The organism is Nocardioides alcanivorans, from assembly GCF_021555175.1.
GTDB classification, from domain to species: domain Bacteria; phylum Actinomycetota; class Actinomycetes; order Propionibacteriales; family Nocardioidaceae; genus Nocardioides; species Nocardioides alcanivorans.
In genome coordinates this window covers 1-19,361 of record NZ_JAKGRW010000057.1, presented here as the reverse complement: position 1 = coordinate 19,361, position 19,361 = coordinate 1, and the positions used below count along the sequence as shown (strand labels likewise).

Below are 19,361 nucleotides of genomic sequence, written 5' to 3'. Positions count from 1 at the left end.
GCGGTGGTGCGGGTCGTGGTCGAGGCCGACGGGGCTTCTCGGGGCAACCCGGGGCCGGCGGCGTACGGCGCGCTGGTGCGTGACGCCGACACCGGTGCGGTCATCGCGGAGATGGCCTCGACGATCGGCGTGGCCACCAACAACGTGGCTGAGTACTCCGGTCTGGTTGCCGGCCTGAGGTTGGCGGCCGAGCACGCTCCGGGAGCGGCGGTCGAGGTGCGGATGGACTCCAAGCTCGTCATCGAGCAGATGTCGGGCAGCTGGAAGATCAAGAACGCCGACCTGGCGGTGCTTGCCGAGGAGGCGCGCCGCGCCCACGGCGGACCGATCCGCTACGTGTGGGTGCCACGGGAGCAGAACCGTGCCGCGGACAGACTCGGCAACGAGGCGCTCGACGGCAAGCGTTCCGGGATCACGGTGCACCCGTCGCGGCCTGCATCAGCGGGGACCGGGAACCAGGTCGGCGACAACGTCGAGTCGCCGACCCGCAGCAGGGGCTGGTCGGCAGACACCGAGCCGCCGACGACCCTGATCCTGGTGCGCCACGGTGTCACCGCGATGACGGTCGACAAGCGCTTCAGCGGTGGTCTTGGCGGCGCCAACCCGCCGCTGAGCGATGTCGGCCATGCCCAGGCCCGCGAGACAGGTGCCTGGCTGCGCTCGCTCTCCGAGCACGTCGACGACGTGCTCACCTCGCCGGTGTTGCGCACCGTGCAGACCGCCGAGGAGATCGCGGCCGTGCTCGGCAAGCGACCCGAGGTGGTGCCCGCCTTCGCGGAGATGGAGTTCGGCCGATGGGACGGCCTCAGCTTCGCGGAGGTCGCCGAGCGCCATGGCGACGACATGACGGCATGGTTCGCCTCCCTCGACGCCGCCCCGCACGGGGGCGAGTCCTTCCGGCAGGTGCAGCAGCGGGTCACCGCGGGCCTCGACCGCCTGGTCACCGAACGTGCCGGCCGCACGCTGGTGCTGGTCTCCCACGTCACCCCGATCAAGGTGCTTGTTGCCCAGGCTCTCGGGGCGCCGCTCGATGCGGTCTATCGCATGGAGCTGACACCGGCCTCGGTCACGGCGATCTCCTACTTCCCAGACACCAGACCCGAGCGATCCCGGGCCCAGAGCCCCGCCGTTGGCGGGGTGTGGGCGGCGTGCCGCCCTACCTCGCCTCACTGAAGCTCTTCAACGCCCGCCCGGGCGAGGGTCCGCTCACGCTCTGAGCAGCACACCCCACGGCAGGTTCAGAGTTCGCGGACGACCACGTCGAGGCGGGTGCCCTTGGCGTTGGGCGCGTCGGCCTCGACGTGCCAGCCGAGGTCGGTGAGGACATCGGCCAGCGCCTGCGGGGTGCGCGGATTGCGGCCGTCCTCGAGCAGCTGCCGCACCAGCCGACCCTTGGTGGCCTTGTTGAAGTGGCTGACGACCTTGCGGACACCGTCGGCCTCGTGGAGCACCCTGACGGTGGCCAGGCGGGAGGCCAACTCGACCGGGGGTCGCCAGAAGGCGGCGTACGTGCTGGAGCGCAGGTCGACGAGCAGGCCGCTACCGAGCGCGTCCTCGACGGCCGGCCCGAGGTGTTGGCGCCAGAAACCGCTGACCGAGCCGAGGCCGGGCAAGGTGACGTCGCCGCTGAGGCGGTAGGACGGGATCGGGTCCGTGGGCCGCACGATGCCGAAGAGCGATGACGTGATCGCCACCCGGGAGGTGGCGCGGCGCTTGGCGGCGGGCGAGAGGGTCGCGAAGTCGAGGTTGTCGAAGAGCACGCCGGTGTAGACGTGGTCGGCGCGTGCGGTCGCGGCGCTGTGCAGGGCAGCGTTGCGGGCCACCAGGTCGTGTTGGGTGCCGCCGAGGCCGAGCACCTCCGCGGCTCGCTCGAGCGTGACCTGGTGTTGCTCGGGTGTGTCGTGCGGGGCACCGCCGGTGCACAGGTCGACGAGGGTCCCGAGCATCTGGCTGCGGGCCTCGGCGAGGACCGGCGAGCTCAGGCGGTCGAGGTCGAGCGACTTGCCGCGAGCGGGGGAGGCCTTGCCCTCGCTGGGCGGAAGCAGGATCAGCACGGCGAAAGCCTAGGGGTGGGTGCCCGGGTTCGTCGGGTGGCCACGCATCCGCGCCGTCGCTGTGATGCTCTGCATAGAGTGATGCCCATGGTGAGCCGGGTTGTGCACGTCCGTGGGGCCGACATGCGGGACGAGATCGCCGCGCTGCAGCAGCAGTTGGAGGTGACTCCCGAGTTTCCTCCGGAGGTGGAGCAAGCCGCGGCCCGGGCGGTTGCCGCCCCGCGCCTGCCGGAGCTGGACCGCACCGACATCCCCTTGGTGACCATCGATCCCGAGGGGGCGATGGACCTCGACCAGGCGCTCCACATCCGGCGCACCGACAGCGGTTTCAGCGTGCACTACGCGATCGCCGACGTCGCTGCCTTCGTCACGCCCGACGACCCCGTCGACGTGGAGGCACGCAAGCGCGGCCAGACGTTGTACGGCGCCGACGCGAAGGTGCCGCTGCATCCGAAGGCGATCTCCGAGGGCGCAGGGTCGCTGCTTCCGGGTGAGGTGCGTCCGTCGTTGTTGTGGACCATCAACGTCGATGCCTCAGGTGAGGGGACCGAGGCGGTCGTCGAGCGAGCCCTGGTGCGCTCGCGCAGTCGTCACACCTACGAGGAGGTGCAGCAGGCGCTCGATGCCGGCACGGCAGACGAGCTCTTCGGCCTGCTCAGGGAGGTCGGCGAGCTGCGGATGGCGCGGGAGGCAGACCGCGGTGGCGTCTCGCTTCCACTGCCGGAACAGGAGATCGTGCTCGAGGGAGAGCACTGGCGACTGGGTTTCCGGGCCATGCTGCCCGTGGAGGAGTGGAACGCCCAGATCTCGTTGCTCACGGGAAGTGCTGCGGCTTCCCTGATGGTCTACGCCCGAGTGGGGTTGCTGCGCACGCTGCCGCCGGCCGACCCGCGCGACGTGAAGCGGCTGCACCGTACGGCGCACGCACTCGGCATCCCCTGGCCCGCGGAGATGCTCTATCCGGAGTTCATCCGGTCGCTCGACCCCGAGCAACCCAAGCATGCGGCGATGCTCGTCGCCTGCACCCGGCTGCTGCGCGGCAGCGGCTACGTCGGTTTCGACGGGGAGCTGCCGGCCCAGCCGCAACATGCGGCGATCGCGGGGAGTACGCCCACGTCACGGCGCCCCTGCGGCGCCTCGTCGACCGCTACGCCAGCGAGATCTGCGTGGCCCTGTGCGCCGAGCAGCCGGTGCCGCAGTGGGTGCTCGACCGACTCACCGACGTACCGGAGATCATGGCCAGGACCGGGCGTACGGCGGGTGCCTACGAGCGCGGCATGCTCGACATGCTCGAGGCCGCTGTGCTCGGCCCGCGGGTCGGTGAGACGTTCGACGCGGTCGTCATCGACGTGGACGAGAAGGACCCGACGCGCGGTGAAATCACCATCGCCGAACCTGCCATCGAGGCCCGGGTCACCTCGTCCTCTCCGCTTCCGCTGGGGAGCTGGTGCAAGTCACGTTGAGTGAGATCGACGCTGTGAAGGGGAAGGTCGTCTTCATTCTGTAGGGAGGCGATTGGCGTTCGTCAACCGCACGCCACGATCGACGGCCATCGCTGGGTGCGGTCGGTGGCGGTGGCCAACGGGAACCACTGATTTCTCGGCGTCTGAGCGACATGTGAGCGACTTGTGATCGGTGAGTGATCCGGTGGCTGGGCAACGGTCTCGCTTTGACGAAAGGTGCCACATGCTCACTGTCACGCCCGCTCCCTGGCGACATCGAATCGCTGCGACGACGGCCACCGCTGTCGTCGGCGCCACTTTGGTGACCGCACCATTCGGGGCAGCCCAAGCAGCGAACCCGCCGATCACCGTGCAAGTGAGCGTGACCACCGGCGGTTTCGGTCCCGATCACGGCTCCAACGGGGACACTGGTACGACGCGGGTGCTCAGCAAGGACGGCCGCTATGTCGTCTTCGCCTCGAGCGGTCCTGTCGTCCCGGGGCAGAAACAGCTCAGCTGGCAGATCGTCCGCCGTGATCGCCAGCTGGGCACGACGGAACTGATCTCGAAGAGCAGCAACGGGGCGATGGGCAACGGCCACAGCCATGAGCCGTCTGTCAGTGCTGACGGCCAAGTGATCGCCTTCCGCTCCAGCTCCTCCAATCTGGTGCCGGGGGACACCAACGGCACCACGGACATCTTCGTCCACGATGTTCGAACGGGCACCACGACCCGGGCGAGCGTGACCAGCAGTGGCGCGCAGGTCCCGACCGGTCAGGTCGCCGGTGACAACGTCGTGGGCCCGCCCAGCATCAGTGCTGATGGCAGGTGGGTCGGTTTCACCTCTCGGGTGCAGGGCTACACGCCGGACGACGGCACCGCCAGCAATGCCTACCTGCACGACCGCCAGACCGGCGCGATCGAGGTGGTGAGCCGGCACGCGAACGGGGTCGTCGGCAGCGCACACGTCTCCACCCCGGTCGTGCCGAGCGCGAACGGAGACTTCGTGACCTTCCAGTCGCTCGACAACCTGTCCGGCGGCTCCAACAACGCGGCGATCGACATCTTCGTGCGGGACCGCCGAGCAGGTCAGGCGACAACCACCGCTGTCGGCGGCAAGGAGTGGCGGGACCTCCGTCAGTCGATGACGCCCGATGGTCGATTCGTCGTCTACGACACCGGTGACGCCGACCAGGTCGCCGGTGACACCAACGGCAGGATCGACGTCTTCGTCCATGACCGGGTCACCCAGACCTACGAGCGGGTCAGCGTTGCCAGCAACGGCACCCAGGGCAACGGCAACAGCAGCCACGGTTCCATCAGCGACGACGGTCGTTACGTCAGCTTCCTCTCGGTCGCCACCAACCTTGCGCCCGGCGACACCAACAACGTGGGCGATGTGTTCCGCCACGATCGGCAGACCGGGCAGACCATTCGGGTCAATGTGGACACCGACGGCGCCCAGGCGACTGCCTCGACGTACGCTCCGGCGATCAGTGGGAACGGCCAACACGTCTCGTTCAACAGCTACAGCCGGCTGACCCCCGTGGCGACGAAGACTTGGCAGCAGGTCTTCGTGCGTGATCTCGCGAGCAAATACCCGGCGCTCTTCGCGCGCCTGGGGCGGACCCCGAACCGGGTGGTCGCCAAGGAGACCTATCGCATCCCCTCGGTCGACATCCGGACTGGCCCGGCGTTGCGGATCACGTGGTCACCCGTGAGCGGCAAGGGCAAGGCCGTCCAGCAGACGGCTGCCGTGCAGAACAACGGCTTCACGCTGCGTGCGCCGGAGCGGAACGGCAAGTTCACGGTCACCTTCAGCTATGCAGACCAGCTCCTGGGCACCCGCACCATTGCGATTCCCAAGCCTGGGGCGAAGAAGCTCGCCAAGGCCGTGAAGAAGAACAAGCGGCTCAAGGTCGCCACCGTGGGGGTCAAGGCCGGCCAGAAGGTGCAGGTCCGCTGGACGCCGCGCGGAATGACCGGAGGAAAGGTCGTCAAGCGGGCGGGCAAGGTCAACAAGTCAGGCATTCTCAAGGTGCGACCGGCAACGCGAAGGGGCCCGTACCAGGTGGTCGTGCGCAGCAACGGAAAGACACTGCGCAAGGGGATCGTTCGGGTTCGTTGACCGGTCATCTGGACGACTGGTTCGTCCTCTGCGGTCCATCGGTGTGGACCGGTGGACCGCGGGGCCGTGTCAGGTCGGAGGCTTGAGTGCGGAAGGGCTGGCTCATAGGCCGGGTTCTGTTCGCCGGCCGGCCTCACGACCGACCAGTTGGCAACCATCCATCTGGGACCACCGTTGCCGATGGCCTCACGCGATCTACCCGCACACTCGGGCGAGCAGCCCTCGAGCGTGTGCGCGTTGGATCCCGAGGGATTCAACTTCTTGATCTTGCTCCGGGTGGGGTTTACCTAGCCGCACCGGTCGCCCGGCACGCTGGTGGTCTCTTGCACCACCGTTTCACCCTTACCGCCCACTCCCGAAGGAGAGGGAGGCGGTCTGTTTTCTGTGGCACTGTCCCGCGGGTCACCCCGGGTGGGTGTTACCCACCACCCTGCCCTGTGGAGCCCGGACCTTCCTCGACGTTCCCCGAGGGGAGCGCCGCGGTTGCCCGGCCAGCCCTTCCGCCCGCTCAGGATAGGGCATCGTAGGGAAGAAAGCCGCGCCCACGGGCGTTGGGCAGACATGGAGAACATGGACGGCTACCAGCCCCCGAAGATCATCTTCCCCGGGCAGCGCGACATCGCGGATGCCTACCGCGTTGCGTGGGACCTGCTCCACGCCGATGCGCCTGAGCAGGCGCTCGAGATCCTTGCCCCCGCCCTGGAGGCGGAACCCGGCAACGTCGGACTGCGGTCGCTTCGTGCCTGGGCCTACTTCCAGCGAGCCCAACTCGACAAGGCCCGGGTCGAGCTCGAGTTCCTCGTCGAGGCCGATCCCACCGACGTGTGGGCGCGGCACACCCTCGGCAGGCTCCACGAACGCAAGTCGGAGTACGCCGCGGCCTTGCCGCACCTGAGGTTGGCTGCGGCCATGAGCGGTGACCCCGACCACGAGCGGGCCGTCGTCCGTGTCGAGCGGATGTTGGAGCAGTTGGCCGCGCGCGTGAACTGAGTTCGGCAGGGCTCGTGACCGGCGTCGAGGTGTGGCTACGGGTTGGTCAGCACCTCGGCGCCGTCCTCGGTGACGAGCAGGGTGTGCTCGAACTGGGCGCTTCGCGAGCGGTCGCGGGTGACGACGGTCCAGCCGTCGTCCCACATCTCCCACTCGTGCGTGCCCAAGTTGAGCATCGGCTCGATGGTGAAGGTCATGCCCGGGCGAATCTCGTCGTCATAGCCCGACTCGTCGTAGTGGGGAATGATCAAGCCGGAGTGGAAGTGCGTGCCGATGCCGTGGCCCGTGAACTCACGCACGACGCCGTACCCGAAACGCTTCGCGTAGGACTCGATGACGCGGCCGATGACGTCGACACGCCGTCCGGGCTTGACCGCCTTGATGCCGCGCTCGAGCGCAGTCTTGGTGCGGTCGACGAGGAGGCGGGTCTCCTCGTCGACCTCCCCGGCGAGGAACGTCGCGTTCGTGTCACCGTGGACGCCGTTCAGGTAGGCGGTGATGTCGATGTTGACGATGTCGCCGTCCTGCACGACCCGGTCGTCGGGGATGCCGTGGCAGACCACCTCGTTGACGCTCGAGCACAGTGACTTCTGGAAGCCGCGGTAGCCCAACGTCGACGGGTAGGCGCCGTGGTCGCACAGGAACTCGTGGCCGATGCGGTCGAGCTCGTCGGTCGTGATGCCCGGTGCGACGTGTTCGCCGACGAGCTCACGGGCCTGCGCCGCCAAGCGTCCGGCGATGCGCATCCGCTCGATCGTCTCGGCGTCCTTGACCTCGTCTCCGGTGAACGGCTGTGGGGCCGGCTTGTCGACGTACTCCGGTCGCACGATGTGTGAGGGGACGGGGCGGCGCGGGGAGATGAGACCCGGGGAGATCGGGGCGGTGGTGCTCGACATGGTGCGAGTGTAGTTTCGCCATCATGGACAACGAGTTCTGGTTCTGCCTGAAGCACCACACCGTGGAGCCGCGAGAGGGTTGCCGCAACGCTGACCGGCTGGGCCCCTATCCGACGGAGGCCGAGGCCGCCCGGGCGCTCGACAAGGTGGCCGAGCGCAACGATTCGTGGGAGAACGACCCCGACTGGAACGACGACGCATCCTCCGACGGAGACGACTGAGCCGGAATCCGGACAGAACCTCCGGTAGGTTCGCCGCGTGGTCCACCGAGAACCAGCGTCTCCCTGGCCCTTCGTGGGCATGGCGGGGTTGGCGTGCGCGCTCTTCCTGTACGGCGCCAGCGTGCTCATCGCTCCCTGGTGGGCGGTGCTGGTGTTGGTGGTGCTCTGGTTCGTCTTCTTTGCGATCGCCTGCAGGTGGTGGACCCCGCATCCCAGGCGACTGCCCTTCCTCGCGGCGTTCGCGATGCTGTTCTGGTTCGGGTTCGTCCTCGCCGGCGGCGCTTGGCTCGACTGGGGTCCGTGAGTCTCGAGCAACCTCCCTGAGGCCGGGTGCACCAGTGCCCCACGTACGTCGTTGGTCGAGACCACCCCGCCGCCCCACCCCGCCGCCCCACCCCGCCGGTCGAGCCCGCACCCGTTGGTCGAGCTTGTCGAGACCCTGCCCCGGGCCGTGCCGGCCGGGGCAGCCTCCTCGACTGGGCGCGGCGCGACGGGCGCGCGGCTCGACCGGCGGGGTGGGGGCGGCGGGGTGGGGCGCCGGGGCGGCCGCGGCCAGCGACGTACGTGGGGCACTGGTGCACCCGGCCTCAGGGAGGTTGCTCGAGACTCACGGACCCCAGTCGAGCCAAGCGCCGCCGGCGAGGACGAACCCGAACCAGAACAGCATCGCGAACGCCGCGAGGAAGGGCAGTCGCCTGGGATGCGGGGTCCACCACCTGCAGGCGATCGCAAAGAAGACGAACCAGAGCACCACCAACACCAGCACCGCCCACCAGGGAGCGATGAGCACGCTGGCGCCGTACAGGAAGAGCGCGCACGCCAACCCCGCCATGCCCACGAAGGGCCAGGGAGACGCTGGTTCTCGGTGGACCACGCGGCGAACCTACCGGAGGTTCTGTCCGGATTCCGGCTCAGTCGTCTCCGTCGGAGGATGCGTCGTCGTTCCAGTCGGGGTCGTTCTCCCACGAATCGTTGCGCTCGGCCACCTTGTCGAGCGCCCGGGCGGCCTCGGCCTCCGTCGGATAGGGGCCCAGCCGGTCAGCGTTGCGGCAACCCTCTCGCGGCTCCACGGTGTGGTGCTTCAGGCAGAACCAGAACTCGTTGTCCATGATGGCGAAACTACACTCGCACCATGTCGAGCACCACCGCCCCGATCTCCCCGGGTCTCATCTCCCCGCGCCGCCCCGTCCCCTCACACATCGTGCGACCGGAGTACGTCGACAAGCCGGCCCCACAGCCGTTCACCGGAGACGAGGTCAAGGACGCCGAGACGATCGAGCGGATGCGCATCGCCGGACGCTTGGCGGCGCAGGCCCGTGAGCTCGTCGGCGAACACGTCGCACCGGGCATCACGACCGACGAGCTCGACCGCATCGGCCACGAGTTCCTGTGCGACCACGGCGCCTACCCGTCGACGTTGGGCTACCGCGGCTTCCAGAAGTCACTGTGCTCGAGCGTCAACGAGGTGGTCTGCCACGGCATCCCCGACGACCGGGTCGTGCAGGACGGCGACATCGTCAACATCGACATCACCGCCTACCTGAACGGCGTCCACGGTGACACGAACGCGACGTTCCTCGCCGGGGAGGTCGACGAGGAGACCCGCCTCCTCGTCGACCGCACCAAGACTGCGCTCGAGCGCGGCATCAAGGCGGTCAAGCCCGGACGGCGTGTCGACGTCATCGGCCGCGTCATCGAGTCCTACGCGAAGCGTTTCGGGTACGGCGTCGTGCGTGAGTTCACGGGCCACGGCATCGGCACGCACTTCCACTCCGGCTTGATCATTCCCCACTACGACGAGTCGGGCTATGACGACGAGATTCGCCCGGGCATGACCTTCACCATCGAGCCGATGCTCAACTTGGGCACGCACGAGTGGGAGATGTGGGACGACGGCTGGACCGTCGTCACCCGCGACCGCTCGCGAAGCGCCCAGTTCGAGCACACCCTGCTCGTCACCGAGGACGGCGCCGAGGTGCTGACCAACCCGTAGCCACACCTCGACGCCGGTCACGAGCCCTGCCGAACTCAGTTCACGCGCGCGGCCAACTGCTCCAACATCCGCTCGACACGGACGACGGCCCGCTCGTGGTCGGGGTCACCGCTCATGGCCGCAGCCAACCTCAGGTGCGGCAAGGCCGCGGCGTACTCCGACTTGCGTTCGTGGAGCCTGCCGAGGGTGTGCCGCGCCCACACGTCGGTGGGATCGGCCTCGACGAGGAACTCGAGCTCGACCCGGGCCTTGTCGAGTTGGGCTCGCTGGAAGTAGGCCCAGGCACGAAGCGACCGCAGTCCGACGTTGCCGGGTTCCGCCTCCAGGGCGGGGGCAAGGATCTCGAGCGCCTGCTCAGGCGCATCGGCGTGGAGCAGGTCCCACGCAACGCGGTAGGCATCCGCGATGTCGCGCTGCCCGGGGAAGATGATCTTCGGGGGCTGGTAGCCGTCCATGTTCTCCATGTCTGCCCAACGCCCGTGGGCGCGGCTTTCTTCCCTACGATGCCCTATCCTGAGCGGGCGGAAGGGCTGGCCGGGCAACCGCGGCGCTCCCCTCGGGGAACGTCGAGGAAGGTCCGGGCTCCACAGGGCAGGGTGGTGGGTAACACCCACCCGGGGTGACCCGCGGGACAGTGCCACAGAAAACAGACCGCCTCCCTCTCCTTCGGGAGTGGGCGGTAAGGGTGAAACGGTGGTGCAAGAGACCACCAGCGTGCCGGGCGACCGGTGCGGCTAGGTAAACCCCACCCGGAGCAAGATCAAGAAGTTGAATCCCTCGGGATCCAACGCGCACACGCTCGAGGGCTGCTCGCCCGAGTGTGCGGGTAGATCGCGTGAGGCCATCGGCAACGGTGGTCCCAGATGGATGGTTGCCAACTGGTCGGTCGTGAGGCCGGCCGGCGAACAGAACCCGGCCTATGAGCCAGCCCTTCCGCACTCAAGCCTCCGACCTGACACGGCCCCGCGGTCCACCGGTCCACACCGATGGACCGCAGAGGACGAACCAGTCGTCCAGATGACCGGTCAACGAACCCGAACGATCCCCTTGCGCAGTGTCTTTCCGTTGCTGCGCACGACCACCTGGTACGGGCCCCTTCGCGTTGCCGGTCGCACCTTGAGAATGCCTGACTTGTTGACCTTGCCCGCCCGCTTGACGACCTTTCCTCCGGTCATTCCGCGCGGCGTCCAGCGGACCTGCACCTTCTGGCCGGCCTTGACCCCCACGGTGGCGACCTTGAGCCGCTTGTTCTTCTTCACGGCCTTGGCGAGCTTCTTCGCCCCAGGCTTGGGAATCGCAATGGTGCGGGTGCCCAGGAGCTGGTCTGCATAGCTGAAGGTGACCGTGAACTTGCCGTTCCGCTCCGGCGCACGCAGCGTGAAGCCGTTGTTCTGCACGGCAGCCGTCTGCTGGACGGCCTTGCCCTTGCCGCTCACGGGTGACCACGTGATCCGCAACGCCGGGCCAGTCCGGATGTCGACCGAGGGGATGCGATAGGTCTCCTTGGCGACCACCCGGTTCGGGGTCCGCCCCAGGCGCGCGAAGAGCGCCGGGTATTTGCTCGCGAGATCACGCACGAAGACCTGCTGCCAAGTCTTCGTCGCCACGGGGGTCAGCCGGCTGTAGCTGTTGAACGAGACGTGTTGGCCGTTCCCACTGATCGCCGGAGCGTACGTCGAGGCAGTCGCCTGGGCGCCGTCGGTGTCCACATTGACCCGAATGGTCTGCCCGGTCTGCCGATCGTGGCGGAACACATCGCCCACGTTGTTGGTGTCGCCGGGCGCAAGGTTGGTGGCGACCGAGAGGAAGCTGACGTAACGACCGTCGTCGCTGATGGAACCGTGGCTGCTGTTGCCGTTGCCCTGGGTGCCGTTGCTGGCAACGCTGACCCGCTCGTAGGTCTGGGTGACCCGGTCATGGACGAAGACGTCGATCCTGCCGTTGGTGTCACCGGCGACCTGGTCGGCGTCACCGGTGTCGTAGACGACGAATCGACCATCGGGCGTCATCGACTGACGGAGGTCCCGCCACTCCTTGCCGCCGACAGCGGTGGTTGTCGCCTGACCTGCTCGGCGGTCCCGCACGAAGATGTCGATCGCCGCGTTGTTGGAGCCGCCGGACAGGTTGTCGAGCGACTGGAAGGTCACGAAGTCTCCGTTCGCGCTCGGCACGACCGGGGTGGAGACGTGTGCGCTGCCGACGACCCCGTTCGCGTGCCGGCTCACCACCTCGATCGCGCCGGTCTGGCGGTCGTGCAGGTAGGCATTGCTGGCGGTGCCGTCGTCCGGCGTGTAGCCCTGCACCCGAGAGGTGAAACCGACCCACCTGCCATCAGCACTGATGCTGGGCGGGCCCACGACGTTGTCACCGGCGACCTGACCGGTCGGGACCTGCGCGCCACTGCTGGTCACGCTCGCCCGGGTCGTGGTGCCCGTTCGAACATCGTGGACGAAGATGTCCGTGGTGCCGTTGGTGTCCCCCGGCACCAGATTGGAGGAGCTGGAGCGGAAGGCGATCACTTGGCCGTCAGCACTGACAGACGGCTCATGGCTGTGGCCGTTGCCCATCGCCCCGTTGCTGCTCTTCGAGATCAGTTCCGTCGTGCCCAGCTGGCGATCACGGCGGACGATCTGCCAGCTGAGCTGTTTCTGCCCCGGGACGACAGGACCGCTCGAGGCGAAGACGACATAGCGGCCGTCCTTGCTGAGCACCCGCGTCGTACCAGTGTCCCCGTTGGAGCCGTGATCGGGACCGAAACCGCCGGTGGTCACGCTCACTTGCACGGTGATCGGCGGGTTCGCTGCTTGGGCTGCCCCGAATGGTGCGGTCACCAAAGTGGCGCCGACGACAGCGGTGGCCGTCGTCGCAGCGATTCGATGTCGCCAGGGAGCGGGCGTGACAGTGAGCATGTGGCACCTTTCGTCAAAGCGAGACCGTTGCCCAGCCACCGGATCACTCACCGATCACAAGTCGCTCACATGTCGCTCAGACGCCGAGAAATCAGTGGTTCCCGTTGGCCACCGCCACCGACCGCACCCAGCGATGGCCGTCGATCGTGGCGTGCGGTTGACGAACGCCAATCGCCTCCCTACAGAATGAAGACGACCTTCCCCTTCACAGCGTCGATCTCACTCAACGTGACTTGCACCAGCTCCCCAGCGGAAGCGGAGAGGACGAGGTGACCCGGGCCTCGATGGCAGGTTCGGCGATGGTGATTTCACCGCGCGTCGGGTCCTTCTCGTCCACGTCGATGACGACCGCGTCGAACGTCTCACCGACCCGCGGGCCGAGCACAGCGGCCTCGAGCATGTCGAGCATGCCGCGCTCGTAGGCACCCGCCGTACGCCCGGTCCTGGCCATGATCTCCGGTACGTCGGTGAGTCGGTCGAGCACCCACTGCGGCACCGGCTGCTCGGCGCACAGGGCCACGCAGATCTCGCTGGCGTAGCGGTCGACGAGGCGCCGCAGGGGCGCCGTGACGTGGGCGTACTCCCCGCGATCGCCGCATGTTGCGGCTGGGCCGGCAGCTCCCCGTCGAAACCGACGTAGCCGCTGCCGCGCAGCAGCCGGGTGCAGGCGACGAGCATCGCCGCATGCTTGGGTTGCTCGGGGTCGAGCGACCGGATGAACTCCGGATAGAGCATCTCCGCGGGCCAGGGGATGCCGAGTGCGTGCGCCGTACGGTGCAGCCGCTTCACGTCGCGCGGGTCGGCCGGCGGCAGCGTGCGCAGCAACCCCACTCGGGCGTAGACCATCAGGGAAGCCGCAGCACTTCCCGTGAGCAACGAGATCTGGGCGTTCCACTCCTCCACGGGCAGCATGGCCCGGAAACCCAGTCGCCAGTGCTCTCCCTCGAGCACGATCTCCTGTTCCGGCAGTGGAAGCGAGACGCCACCGCGGTCTGCCTCCCGCGCCATCCGCAGCTCGCCGACCTCCCTGAGCAGGCCGAAGAGCTCGTCTGCCGTGCCGGCATCGAGCGCCTGCTGCACCTCCTCGTAGGTGTGACGACTGCGCGAGCGCACCAGGGCTCGCTCGACGACCGCCTCGGTCCCCTCACCTGAGGCATCGACGTTGATGGTCCACAACAACGACGGACGCACCTCACCCGGAAGCAGCGACCCTGCGCCCTCGGAGATCGCCTTCGGATGCAGCGGCACCTTCGCGTCGGCGCCGTACAACGTCTGGCCGCGCTTGCGTGCCTCCACGTCGACGGGGTCGTCGGGCGTGACGAAGGCAGCGACGTCGGCGATCGCGTAGTGCACGCTGAAACCGCTGTCGGTGCGCCGGATGTGGAGCGCCTGGTCGAGGTCCATCGCCCCCTCGGGATCGATGGTCACCAAGGGGATGTCGGTGCGGTCCAGCTCCGGCAGGCGCGGGGCGGCAACCGCCCGGGCCGCGGCTTGCTCCACCTCCGGAGGAAACTCGGGAGTCACCTCCAACTGCTGCTGCAGCGCGGCGATCTCGTCCCGCATGTCGGCCCCACGGACGTGCACAACCCGGCTCACCATGGGCATCACTCTATGCAGAGCATCACAGCGACGGCGCGGATGCGTGGCCACCCGACGAACCCGGGCACCCACCCCTAGGCTTTCGCCGTGCTGATCCTGCTTCCGCCCAGCGAGGGCAAGGCCTCCCCCGCTCGCGGCAAGTCGCTCGACCTCGACCGCCTGAGCTCGCCGGTCCTCGCCGAGGCCCGCAGCCAGATGCTCGGGACCCTCGTCGACCTGTGCACCGGCGGTGCCCCGCACGACACACCCGAGCAACACCAGGTCACGCTCGAGCGAGCCGCGGAGGTGCTCGGCCTCGGCGGCACCCAACACGACCTGGTGGCCCGCAACGCTGCCCTGCACAGCGCCGCGACCGCACGCGCCGACCACGTCTACACCGGCGTGCTCTTCGACAACCTCGACTTCGCGACCCTCTCGCCCGCCGCCAAGCGCCGCGCCACCTCCCGGGTGGCGATCACGTCATCGCTCTTCGGCATCGTGCGGCCCACGGACCCGATCCCGTCCTACCGCCTCAGCGGCGACGTCACCTTGCCCGGCCTCGGCTCGGTCAGCGGTTTCTGGCGCCAACACCTCGGGCCGGCCGTCGAGGACGCGCTCGGTAGCGGCCTGCTCGTCGACCTGCGCTCCAGCACGTACGCCGCCTTCTGGCGACCCCCGGTCGAGTTGGCCTCCCGCCTGGCCACCGTCAGGGTGCTCCACGAGGCCGACGGTGTCCGCAAGGTCGTCAGCCACTTCAACAAGGCCACCAAGGGTCGGCTGGTGCGGCAGCTGCTCGAGGACGGCCGCAATCCGCGCACCCCGCAGGCGCTGGCCGATGTCCTCACCGACCTCGGCTGGCACGTCGAGGCCGACGCGCCCAACGCCAAGGGCACCCGCCTCGACGTGGTCGTCCGCGAACTCTGAACCTGCCGTGGGGTGTGCTGCTCAGAGCGTGAGCGGACCCTCGCCCGGGCGGGCGTTGAAGAGCTTCAGTGAGGCGAGGTAGGGCGGCACGCCGCCCACACCCCGCCAACGGCGGGGCTCTGGGCCCGGGATCGCTCGGGTCTGGTGTCTGGGAAGTAGGAGATCGCCGTGACCGAGGCCGGTGTCAGCTCCATGCGATAGACCGCATCGAGCGGCGCCCCGAGAGCCTGGGCAACAAGCACCTTGATCGGGGTGACGTGGGAGACCAGCACCAGCGTGCGGCCGGCACGTTCGGTGACCAGGCGGTCGAGGCCCGCGGTGACCCGCTGCTGCACCTGCCGGAAGGACTCGCCCCCGTGCGGGGCGGCGTCGAGGGAGGCGAACCATGCCGTCATGTCGTCGCCATGGCGCTCGGCGACCTCCGCGAAGCTGAGGCCGTCCCATCGGCCGAACTCCATCTCCGCGAAGGCGGGCACCACCTCGGGTCGCTTGCCGAGCACGGCCGCGATCTCCTCGGCGGTCTGCACGGTGCGCAACACCGGCGAGGTGAGCACGTCGTCGACGTGCTCGGAGAGCGAGCGCAGCCAGGCACCTGTCTCGCGGGCCTGGGCATGGCCGACATCGCTCAGCGGCGGGTTGGCGCCGCCAAGACCACCGCTGAAGCGCTTGTCGACCGTCATCGCGGTGACACCGTGGCGCACCAGGATCAGGGTCGTCGGCGGCTCGGTGTCTGCCGACCAGCCCCTGCTGCGGGTCGGCGACTCGACGTTGTCGCCGACCTGGTTCCCGGTCCCCGCTGATGCAGGCCGCGACGGGTGCACCGTGATCCCGGAACGCTTGCCGTCGAGCGCCTCGTTGCCGAGTCTGTCCGCGGCACGGTTCTGCTCCCGTGGCACCCACACGTAGCGGATCGGTCCGCCGTGGGCGCGGCGCGCCTCCTCGGCAAGCACCGCCAGGTCGGCGTTCTTGATCTTCCAGCTGCCCGACATCTGCTCGATGACGAGCTTGGAGTCCATCCGCACCTCGACCGCCGCTCCCGGAGCGTGCTCGGCCGCCAACCTCAGGCCGGCAACCAGACCGGAGTACTCAGCCACGTTGTTGGTGGCCACGCCGATCGTCGAGGCCATCTCCGCGATGACCGCACCGGTGTCGGCGTCACGCACCAGCGCGCCGTACGCCGCCGGCCCCGGGTTGCCCCGAGAAGCCCCGTCGGCCTCGACCACGACCCGCACCACCGCGACGTCCTCAGGAACGGCCGATGAGGCCGGACTCGTCCGTGCGCACGAGGATGCGACTGCACTCCTCGCACCGCACCACTTCGTCGGCAGCCGCCTTGGTGATCTGGCCGAGGGTGCCGGCGTCAAGCGTGATCTGACAGCCCTCGCACCGGCGGGCCCGCAGCATCGCAGCCCCGGTGCCCTGCCGCTCGCGGACCTTGTCGTAGAGCCTGAGCAGCTCGGCGGGAATGCTGGCGATCGCCGCAACCCGCTTGGCCTCCGTCTCGGTGAGCTCGCCCTGCAACGCGCCGCCACGGCGGTCACGTTCCGCGGTGGTCGCCGCAATCTGCTCGTCGAGGTCGGTCAGGTCGGACTCAGCGGCCGTGAGGTCACTCTGCGCATCCTCGAGGCGGGCCATGATCTCGAGCTCGACGTCTTCGAGGTCGGAGATGCGACGCTCCAGTGACACCATCTCGTGCGTCATCCGCTCGAGGTCCTTGGGATTGGTGATCTGCCCCTCGTCGATCCGCTTGCGGTCCCGGTCGCGGCGGGCACGTACCTGCTCGACCTCGCGATCGGACTTCTTCTGGTCGCGCGTCAGGTCGTCGACGACGACCCGCAGGTCACGCGCACGGTCGATGACGACCGTGCGGCTCTCCCCAAGGACTGCAGGGCGGCAAACTCGGGCAGGCTGCGCAACTGGTGGCGCAACTGATTGATGCGCTCATCGAGCGCGGCGACCGCGAGCAGGCTCTCCTGGGCGGCGGGATCGGCTTTCAGCGTCGGCTCCTAGATGCGGAAGGTCCACGGATCGGTGGGCGTGGTGCTCACCCGGGAGACAACCGTATCCCCCAGCGCGTCGTCGAGTCGCTTCTGCACCACCGGGAGCCACATCGACTCCGCCGCCCAGTGGGCGACGTCGACCAGGGCAGGCCCGCCGTGCTCCAGGAACTCCGATGCCGGGTGGTGGCGCAGGTCGGAGGTCAGATAGACGTCGATGTCGGCGGAGCTGAGTTGCGGGAGCAGGAAGTCACCGGCCCCTCCGCACACCGCGACGCGTCGTACCTCCCGCTCGGGGTCGCCGCCGACCCGTGTGCCGTGGGCGGTCTCCGGAAGCGCCTCAGCGACGCGCTGCGCGAACTCGCGCAGTGTCTGGGGCTCGGGCAACCTGCCGATACGGCCGGTCCCGGTCTCGGTGAACCCGGGGTCACCGAGCTCGATGACGTCGTAGGCCGGCTCCTCGTAGGGATGGGCAGCGAGCATGGCTTCCAGGACCGTACGACGGAGCTTGCGAGGCGCGAGCACCTCCACCCGATCCTCCTCGACGACGGCGATGTCACCGATGGTGCCGATCGCCGGGTCGGCACCGTCCAGCGGGCGGAAGCGGCCCTGCCCGGTGGCGGTGAAGGTGCAGTGGTCGTAGTTGCCGAGCGCACCCGCCCCCGCCTCGGCCACGGCAGCACGCACCGGAGCTGCTGCGTCGGAAGGAACGAAGACGATGATCTTGTCGCGGGGCTCACCCGGCGCTGCGACGATCGGCGTGAGGTCCTCCAGTCCGACGGCGTGGGCAAGTGCCTCCGAGACCCCGCCAAGCGCCTGGTCGGCGTTGGTGTGGGCGGTGAGCAGGGCGCAGTTGGCGCCGGCAAGCGTGGCGAGAGTGCGCCCCTTCGGCGTGGTGGCCGCGAATCCGTGCACCGGTTTGAGCAGCAACGGATGGTGCACCACGAGCAGATCGGCCTTCCACTCCGCAGCCTCCTTCGCGACAGCAGGCGAGGGGTCGACGGCAAGCATCACCTTGCGCACCTGCTGCGCGGGATCACCGAGCACGAGGCCGACTGCGTCCCATGAGTCGGCGGTGTGGGGCGGATACCAGCCGTGCACCAGGTCAACCACGTCAGCAAGGGTCGTCATGGCGCCGAGCCTAGCGACCGGCCAGGAGCACCTCGGCGCCTGGCGACCTGCTTCGTGAGGGAGTTCTCATCGAGGTCTCATCACCGCCCCATCGTGGTGCAGGATGGTGGGCATCATGAGGATTCCGTGGACCTTGGTCGGGGTGGCAGCTGTGCTGCTTCCCCTGTCTGCCTATGTCGCCGGCACCCTGACCGGCGGCACCGAGGCTCCCGAGCAACGATCACCGATCGTGGTGACCGGCACCCTCTCCGACGACGAAGGCAACTCGGGTGGGCCCACCGACGTTCCCAGCGGCGAGCCCACGAAGAACTCCGATCCGAAGACGAAACCGTCCCAGAAGCGCACGGAGCCGGAAGTCGTGCATCCCCAGCCACATGATCGCGACGACGACGATGACGACGACTGGGACGATGACGACTGGGACGACGATGACGATGATGACGACGACGATGACGACTGATCGGCGGTGAGGGTTGAGGGTGGTTGACGCGCCGGCGAACCCACCTCGGTCGCGGCGCCCCGGCCTGAGCGTCCGGATCCGCCTCACCCTCGCCCTGGCCCTGCTCGCTGCGCTGGCGATGGCGCTGGTGGGCGCCCTCGTCTATGCCGTGGAGTCCTCACGGCTGCACGACCAGGCCGTCGAACACGCCGACCAGGAGTTCGCGGAGTTCGCCAAGCTGCAGAGCACGGGCATCGATCCAGACACTCGTCAGCCCTTCGCCGACCTGAAGTCGCTCTTCCGCGTGTTCATCCAACGCAACGTTCCCAGCGACGCCGAGGTGCTGGCCGGCTGGCTCCTTGACCAAGCCGAACTCGTGTCCCTCTCCGCCCACGGGAACCTGGCGAAGGAACCGGCCGTGGTCGACGCGGTCAACGCCCGCGTGGTCAACGGTGGCGACACCACAGTGGACACCAGCGACGGCGAGGTCCTGGTTTCGGTACAGCCCGTCACGCACACCCGCAGCGACGAGACGGGGGCGTTGGTCGTGATCACCGTCTTCGGCGAGACCCATGACGAGTTGCGTTCGCTGATGCGCACCTACGTCTTGGTCTCCCTGCTCGCCCTCGCCGTCATCACTGCCTTGGCCGCCCTGCAGG

General features: G+C 68.6%; 19 protein-coding genes, 2 other RNA genes and 3 pseudogenes. 12 read left to right on the top strand and 12 right to left on the bottom strand.

The genetic code is table 11. The annotated features are described in order from the left end of the window. Nucleotides 1-3 precede the first annotated feature (3 nt). Entirely contained in the window at nt 4-1,173 is a 1,170-nt protein-coding gene (locus L1066_RS24370) for a bifunctional RNase H/acid phosphatase (protein WP_235738923.1), read from the top strand. A gap of 65 nt (nt 1,174-1,238) precedes the next feature. On the opposite strand, the gene yaaA (L1066_RS24365) is transcribed toward L1066_RS24370, so the two are convergent. Then, nucleotides 1,239-2,054: a peroxide stress protein YaaA gene (gene yaaA, locus L1066_RS24365; RefSeq protein WP_235738924.1), complete on the bottom strand. Its 816-nt coding sequence runs from the start codon at nt 2,052-2,054 to the stop codon at nt 1,239-1,241. Between the two features lie 81 nt (nt 2,055-2,135). Between yaaA (L1066_RS24365) and L1066_RS24360 the strand changes: the two are divergent. The 3 genes and pseudogenes from L1066_RS24360 to L1066_RS24350 all read left to right on the top strand — a co-directional run. Beyond that, nucleotides 2,136-2,915: pseudogene (locus L1066_RS24360) on the top strand (RNB domain-containing ribonuclease); the annotation flags it as partial. A gap of 374 nt (nt 2,916-3,289) precedes the next feature. Further along, a complete protein-coding gene (locus L1066_RS24355; protein WP_312008820.1) occupies nt 3,290-3,517 on the top strand; it encodes a hypothetical protein in 228 nt (75 codons plus the stop codon). Between the two features lie 223 nt (nt 3,518-3,740). Continuing rightward, entirely contained in the window at nt 3,741-5,624 is a 1,884-nt protein-coding gene (locus L1066_RS24350) for a TolB family protein (protein WP_235738925.1), read from the top strand. 89 nt (nt 5,625-5,713) lie between these two features. Here L1066_RS24350 and rnpB (L1066_RS24345) read toward each other — a convergent pair. Further along, nucleotides 5,714-6,123: RNase P RNA component class A (rnpB, locus tag L1066_RS24345), an RNA gene on the bottom strand. Between the two features lie 62 nt (nt 6,124-6,185). Between rnpB (L1066_RS24345) and L1066_RS24340 the strand changes: the two genes are divergently transcribed. Beyond that, the gene (locus tag L1066_RS24340) at nt 6,186-6,614 is read left to right on the top strand and encodes a tetratricopeptide repeat protein (RefSeq protein WP_235738926.1); all 429 of its coding nucleotides are present in this window, start codon (nt 6,186-6,188) and stop codon (nt 6,612-6,614) included. A 35-nt stretch (nt 6,615-6,649) separates the two neighbouring features. On the opposite strand, the gene map (L1066_RS24335) is transcribed toward L1066_RS24340, so the two are convergent. Then, nucleotides 6,650-7,510: a type I methionyl aminopeptidase gene (gene map, locus L1066_RS24335; protein WP_235738927.1), complete on the bottom strand. Its 861-nt coding sequence runs from the start codon at nt 7,508-7,510 to the stop codon at nt 6,650-6,652. 23 nt (nt 7,511-7,533) lie between these two features. On the opposite strand from map (L1066_RS24335), the gene L1066_RS24330 reads away from it, so the two are divergent. Together L1066_RS24330 and L1066_RS24325 are read left to right on the top strand one after the other, a co-directional pair. Beyond that, on the top strand, nt 7,534-7,731 hold the full coding sequence (locus L1066_RS24330) for a hypothetical protein (protein ID WP_235738928.1): 198 nt from the start codon (nt 7,534-7,536) through the stop codon (nt 7,729-7,731). 37 nt (nt 7,732-7,768) lie between these two features. Continuing rightward, complete coding sequence (locus tag L1066_RS24325; RefSeq protein ID WP_235738929.1) at nt 7,769-8,035, top strand: hypothetical protein; 267 nt, start codon at nt 7,769-7,771, stop codon at nt 8,033-8,035. Between the two features lie 303 nt (nt 8,036-8,338). Here L1066_RS24325 and L1066_RS24320 read toward each other — a convergent pair whose 3' ends face one another. Then, nucleotides 8,339-8,605, bottom strand: a complete 267-nt coding sequence (locus tag L1066_RS24320) for a hypothetical protein (protein ID WP_235738929.1) — start codon at nt 8,603-8,605, stop codon at nt 8,339-8,341. 37 nt (nt 8,606-8,642) lie between these two features. Further along, nucleotides 8,643-8,840 carry a hypothetical protein gene (locus L1066_RS24315; RefSeq protein ID WP_235738928.1) on the bottom strand — a complete coding sequence of 66 codons (198 nt, stop codon included), beginning with the start codon at nt 8,838-8,840 and terminating at the stop codon, nt 8,643-8,645. Between the two features lie 23 nt (nt 8,841-8,863). On the opposite strand from L1066_RS24315, the gene map (L1066_RS24310) reads away from it, so the two are divergent. Next, nucleotides 8,864-9,724: a type I methionyl aminopeptidase gene (map, locus tag L1066_RS24310; protein WP_235738927.1), complete on the top strand. Its 861-nt coding sequence runs from the start codon at nt 8,864-8,866 to the stop codon at nt 9,722-9,724. A gap of 35 nt (nt 9,725-9,759) precedes the next feature. On the opposite strand, the gene L1066_RS24305 is transcribed toward map (L1066_RS24310), so the two are convergent. Further along, entirely contained in the window at nt 9,760-10,188 is a 429-nt protein-coding gene (locus L1066_RS24305; protein WP_235738926.1) for a tetratricopeptide repeat protein, read from the bottom strand. Nucleotides 10,189-10,250: 62 nt separating this feature from the next. Between L1066_RS24305 and rnpB (L1066_RS24300) the strand changes: the two genes are divergently transcribed. Further along, nucleotides 10,251-10,660, top strand: an RNA gene (gene rnpB, locus L1066_RS24300) — RNase P RNA component class A. Between the two features lie 89 nt (nt 10,661-10,749). On the opposite strand, the gene L1066_RS24295 is transcribed toward rnpB (L1066_RS24300), so the two are convergent. The 3 genes and pseudogenes from L1066_RS24295 to L1066_RS24285 all read right to left on the bottom strand — a co-directional run. Further along, nucleotides 10,750-12,633, bottom strand: a complete 1,884-nt coding sequence (locus tag L1066_RS24295) for a TolB family protein (protein ID WP_235738925.1) — start codon at nt 12,631-12,633, stop codon at nt 10,750-10,752. Nucleotides 12,634-12,856: 223 nt separating this feature from the next. After that, nucleotides 12,857-13,033 (bottom strand): hypothetical protein, encoded by a 177-nt coding sequence (locus L1066_RS24290; RefSeq protein WP_235739186.1) that lies wholly within the window; start codon nt 13,031-13,033, stop codon nt 12,857-12,859. 425 nt (nt 13,034-13,458) lie between these two features. Further along, nucleotides 13,459-14,037, bottom strand: a pseudogene (locus L1066_RS24285) (RNB domain-containing ribonuclease); the annotation flags it as partial. Nucleotides 14,038-14,319: 282 nt separating this feature from the next. Between L1066_RS24285 and yaaA (L1066_RS24280) the strand changes: the two are divergent. Beyond that, complete coding sequence (yaaA, locus tag L1066_RS24280; RefSeq protein WP_235738924.1) at nt 14,320-15,135, top strand: peroxide stress protein YaaA; 816 nt, start codon at nt 14,320-14,322, stop codon at nt 15,133-15,135. Between the two features lie 65 nt (nt 15,136-15,200). On the opposite strand, the gene L1066_RS24275 is transcribed toward yaaA (L1066_RS24280), so the two are convergent. The 3 genes from L1066_RS24275 to L1066_RS24260 all read right to left on the bottom strand — a co-directional run bounded on the left by L1066_RS24275 (nt 15,201) and on the right by L1066_RS24260 (nt 18,263). Beyond that, nucleotides 15,201-16,370, bottom strand: coding sequence for a bifunctional RNase H/acid phosphatase (locus L1066_RS24275; RefSeq protein ID WP_235738923.1), 1,170 nt, complete (start codon nt 16,368-16,370; stop codon nt 15,201-15,203). A 10-nt stretch (nt 16,371-16,380) separates the two neighbouring features. Further along, nucleotides 16,381-16,953, bottom strand: coding sequence for a zinc ribbon domain-containing protein (locus L1066_RS24270; RefSeq protein WP_446499934.1), 573 nt, complete (start codon nt 16,951-16,953; stop codon nt 16,381-16,383). Nucleotides 16,954-17,141: 188 nt separating this feature from the next. Beyond that, nucleotides 17,142-18,263 (bottom strand): Nif3-like dinuclear metal center hexameric protein, encoded by a 1,122-nt coding sequence (locus tag L1066_RS24260; RefSeq protein WP_235738920.1) that lies wholly within the window; start codon nt 18,261-18,263, stop codon nt 17,142-17,144. 115 nt (nt 18,264-18,378) lie between these two features. Here L1066_RS24260 and L1066_RS24255 point away from each other — a divergent pair, with 115 nt between their 5' ends. Together L1066_RS24255 and L1066_RS24250 are read left to right on the top strand one after the other, a co-directional pair. After that, on the top strand, nt 18,379-18,723 hold the full coding sequence (locus tag L1066_RS24255) for a hypothetical protein (protein WP_235738919.1): 345 nt from the start codon (nt 18,379-18,381) through the stop codon (nt 18,721-18,723). 19 nt (nt 18,724-18,742) lie between these two features. After that, nucleotides 18,743-19,361: pseudogene (locus tag L1066_RS24250) on the top strand (sensor histidine kinase); the annotation flags it as partial.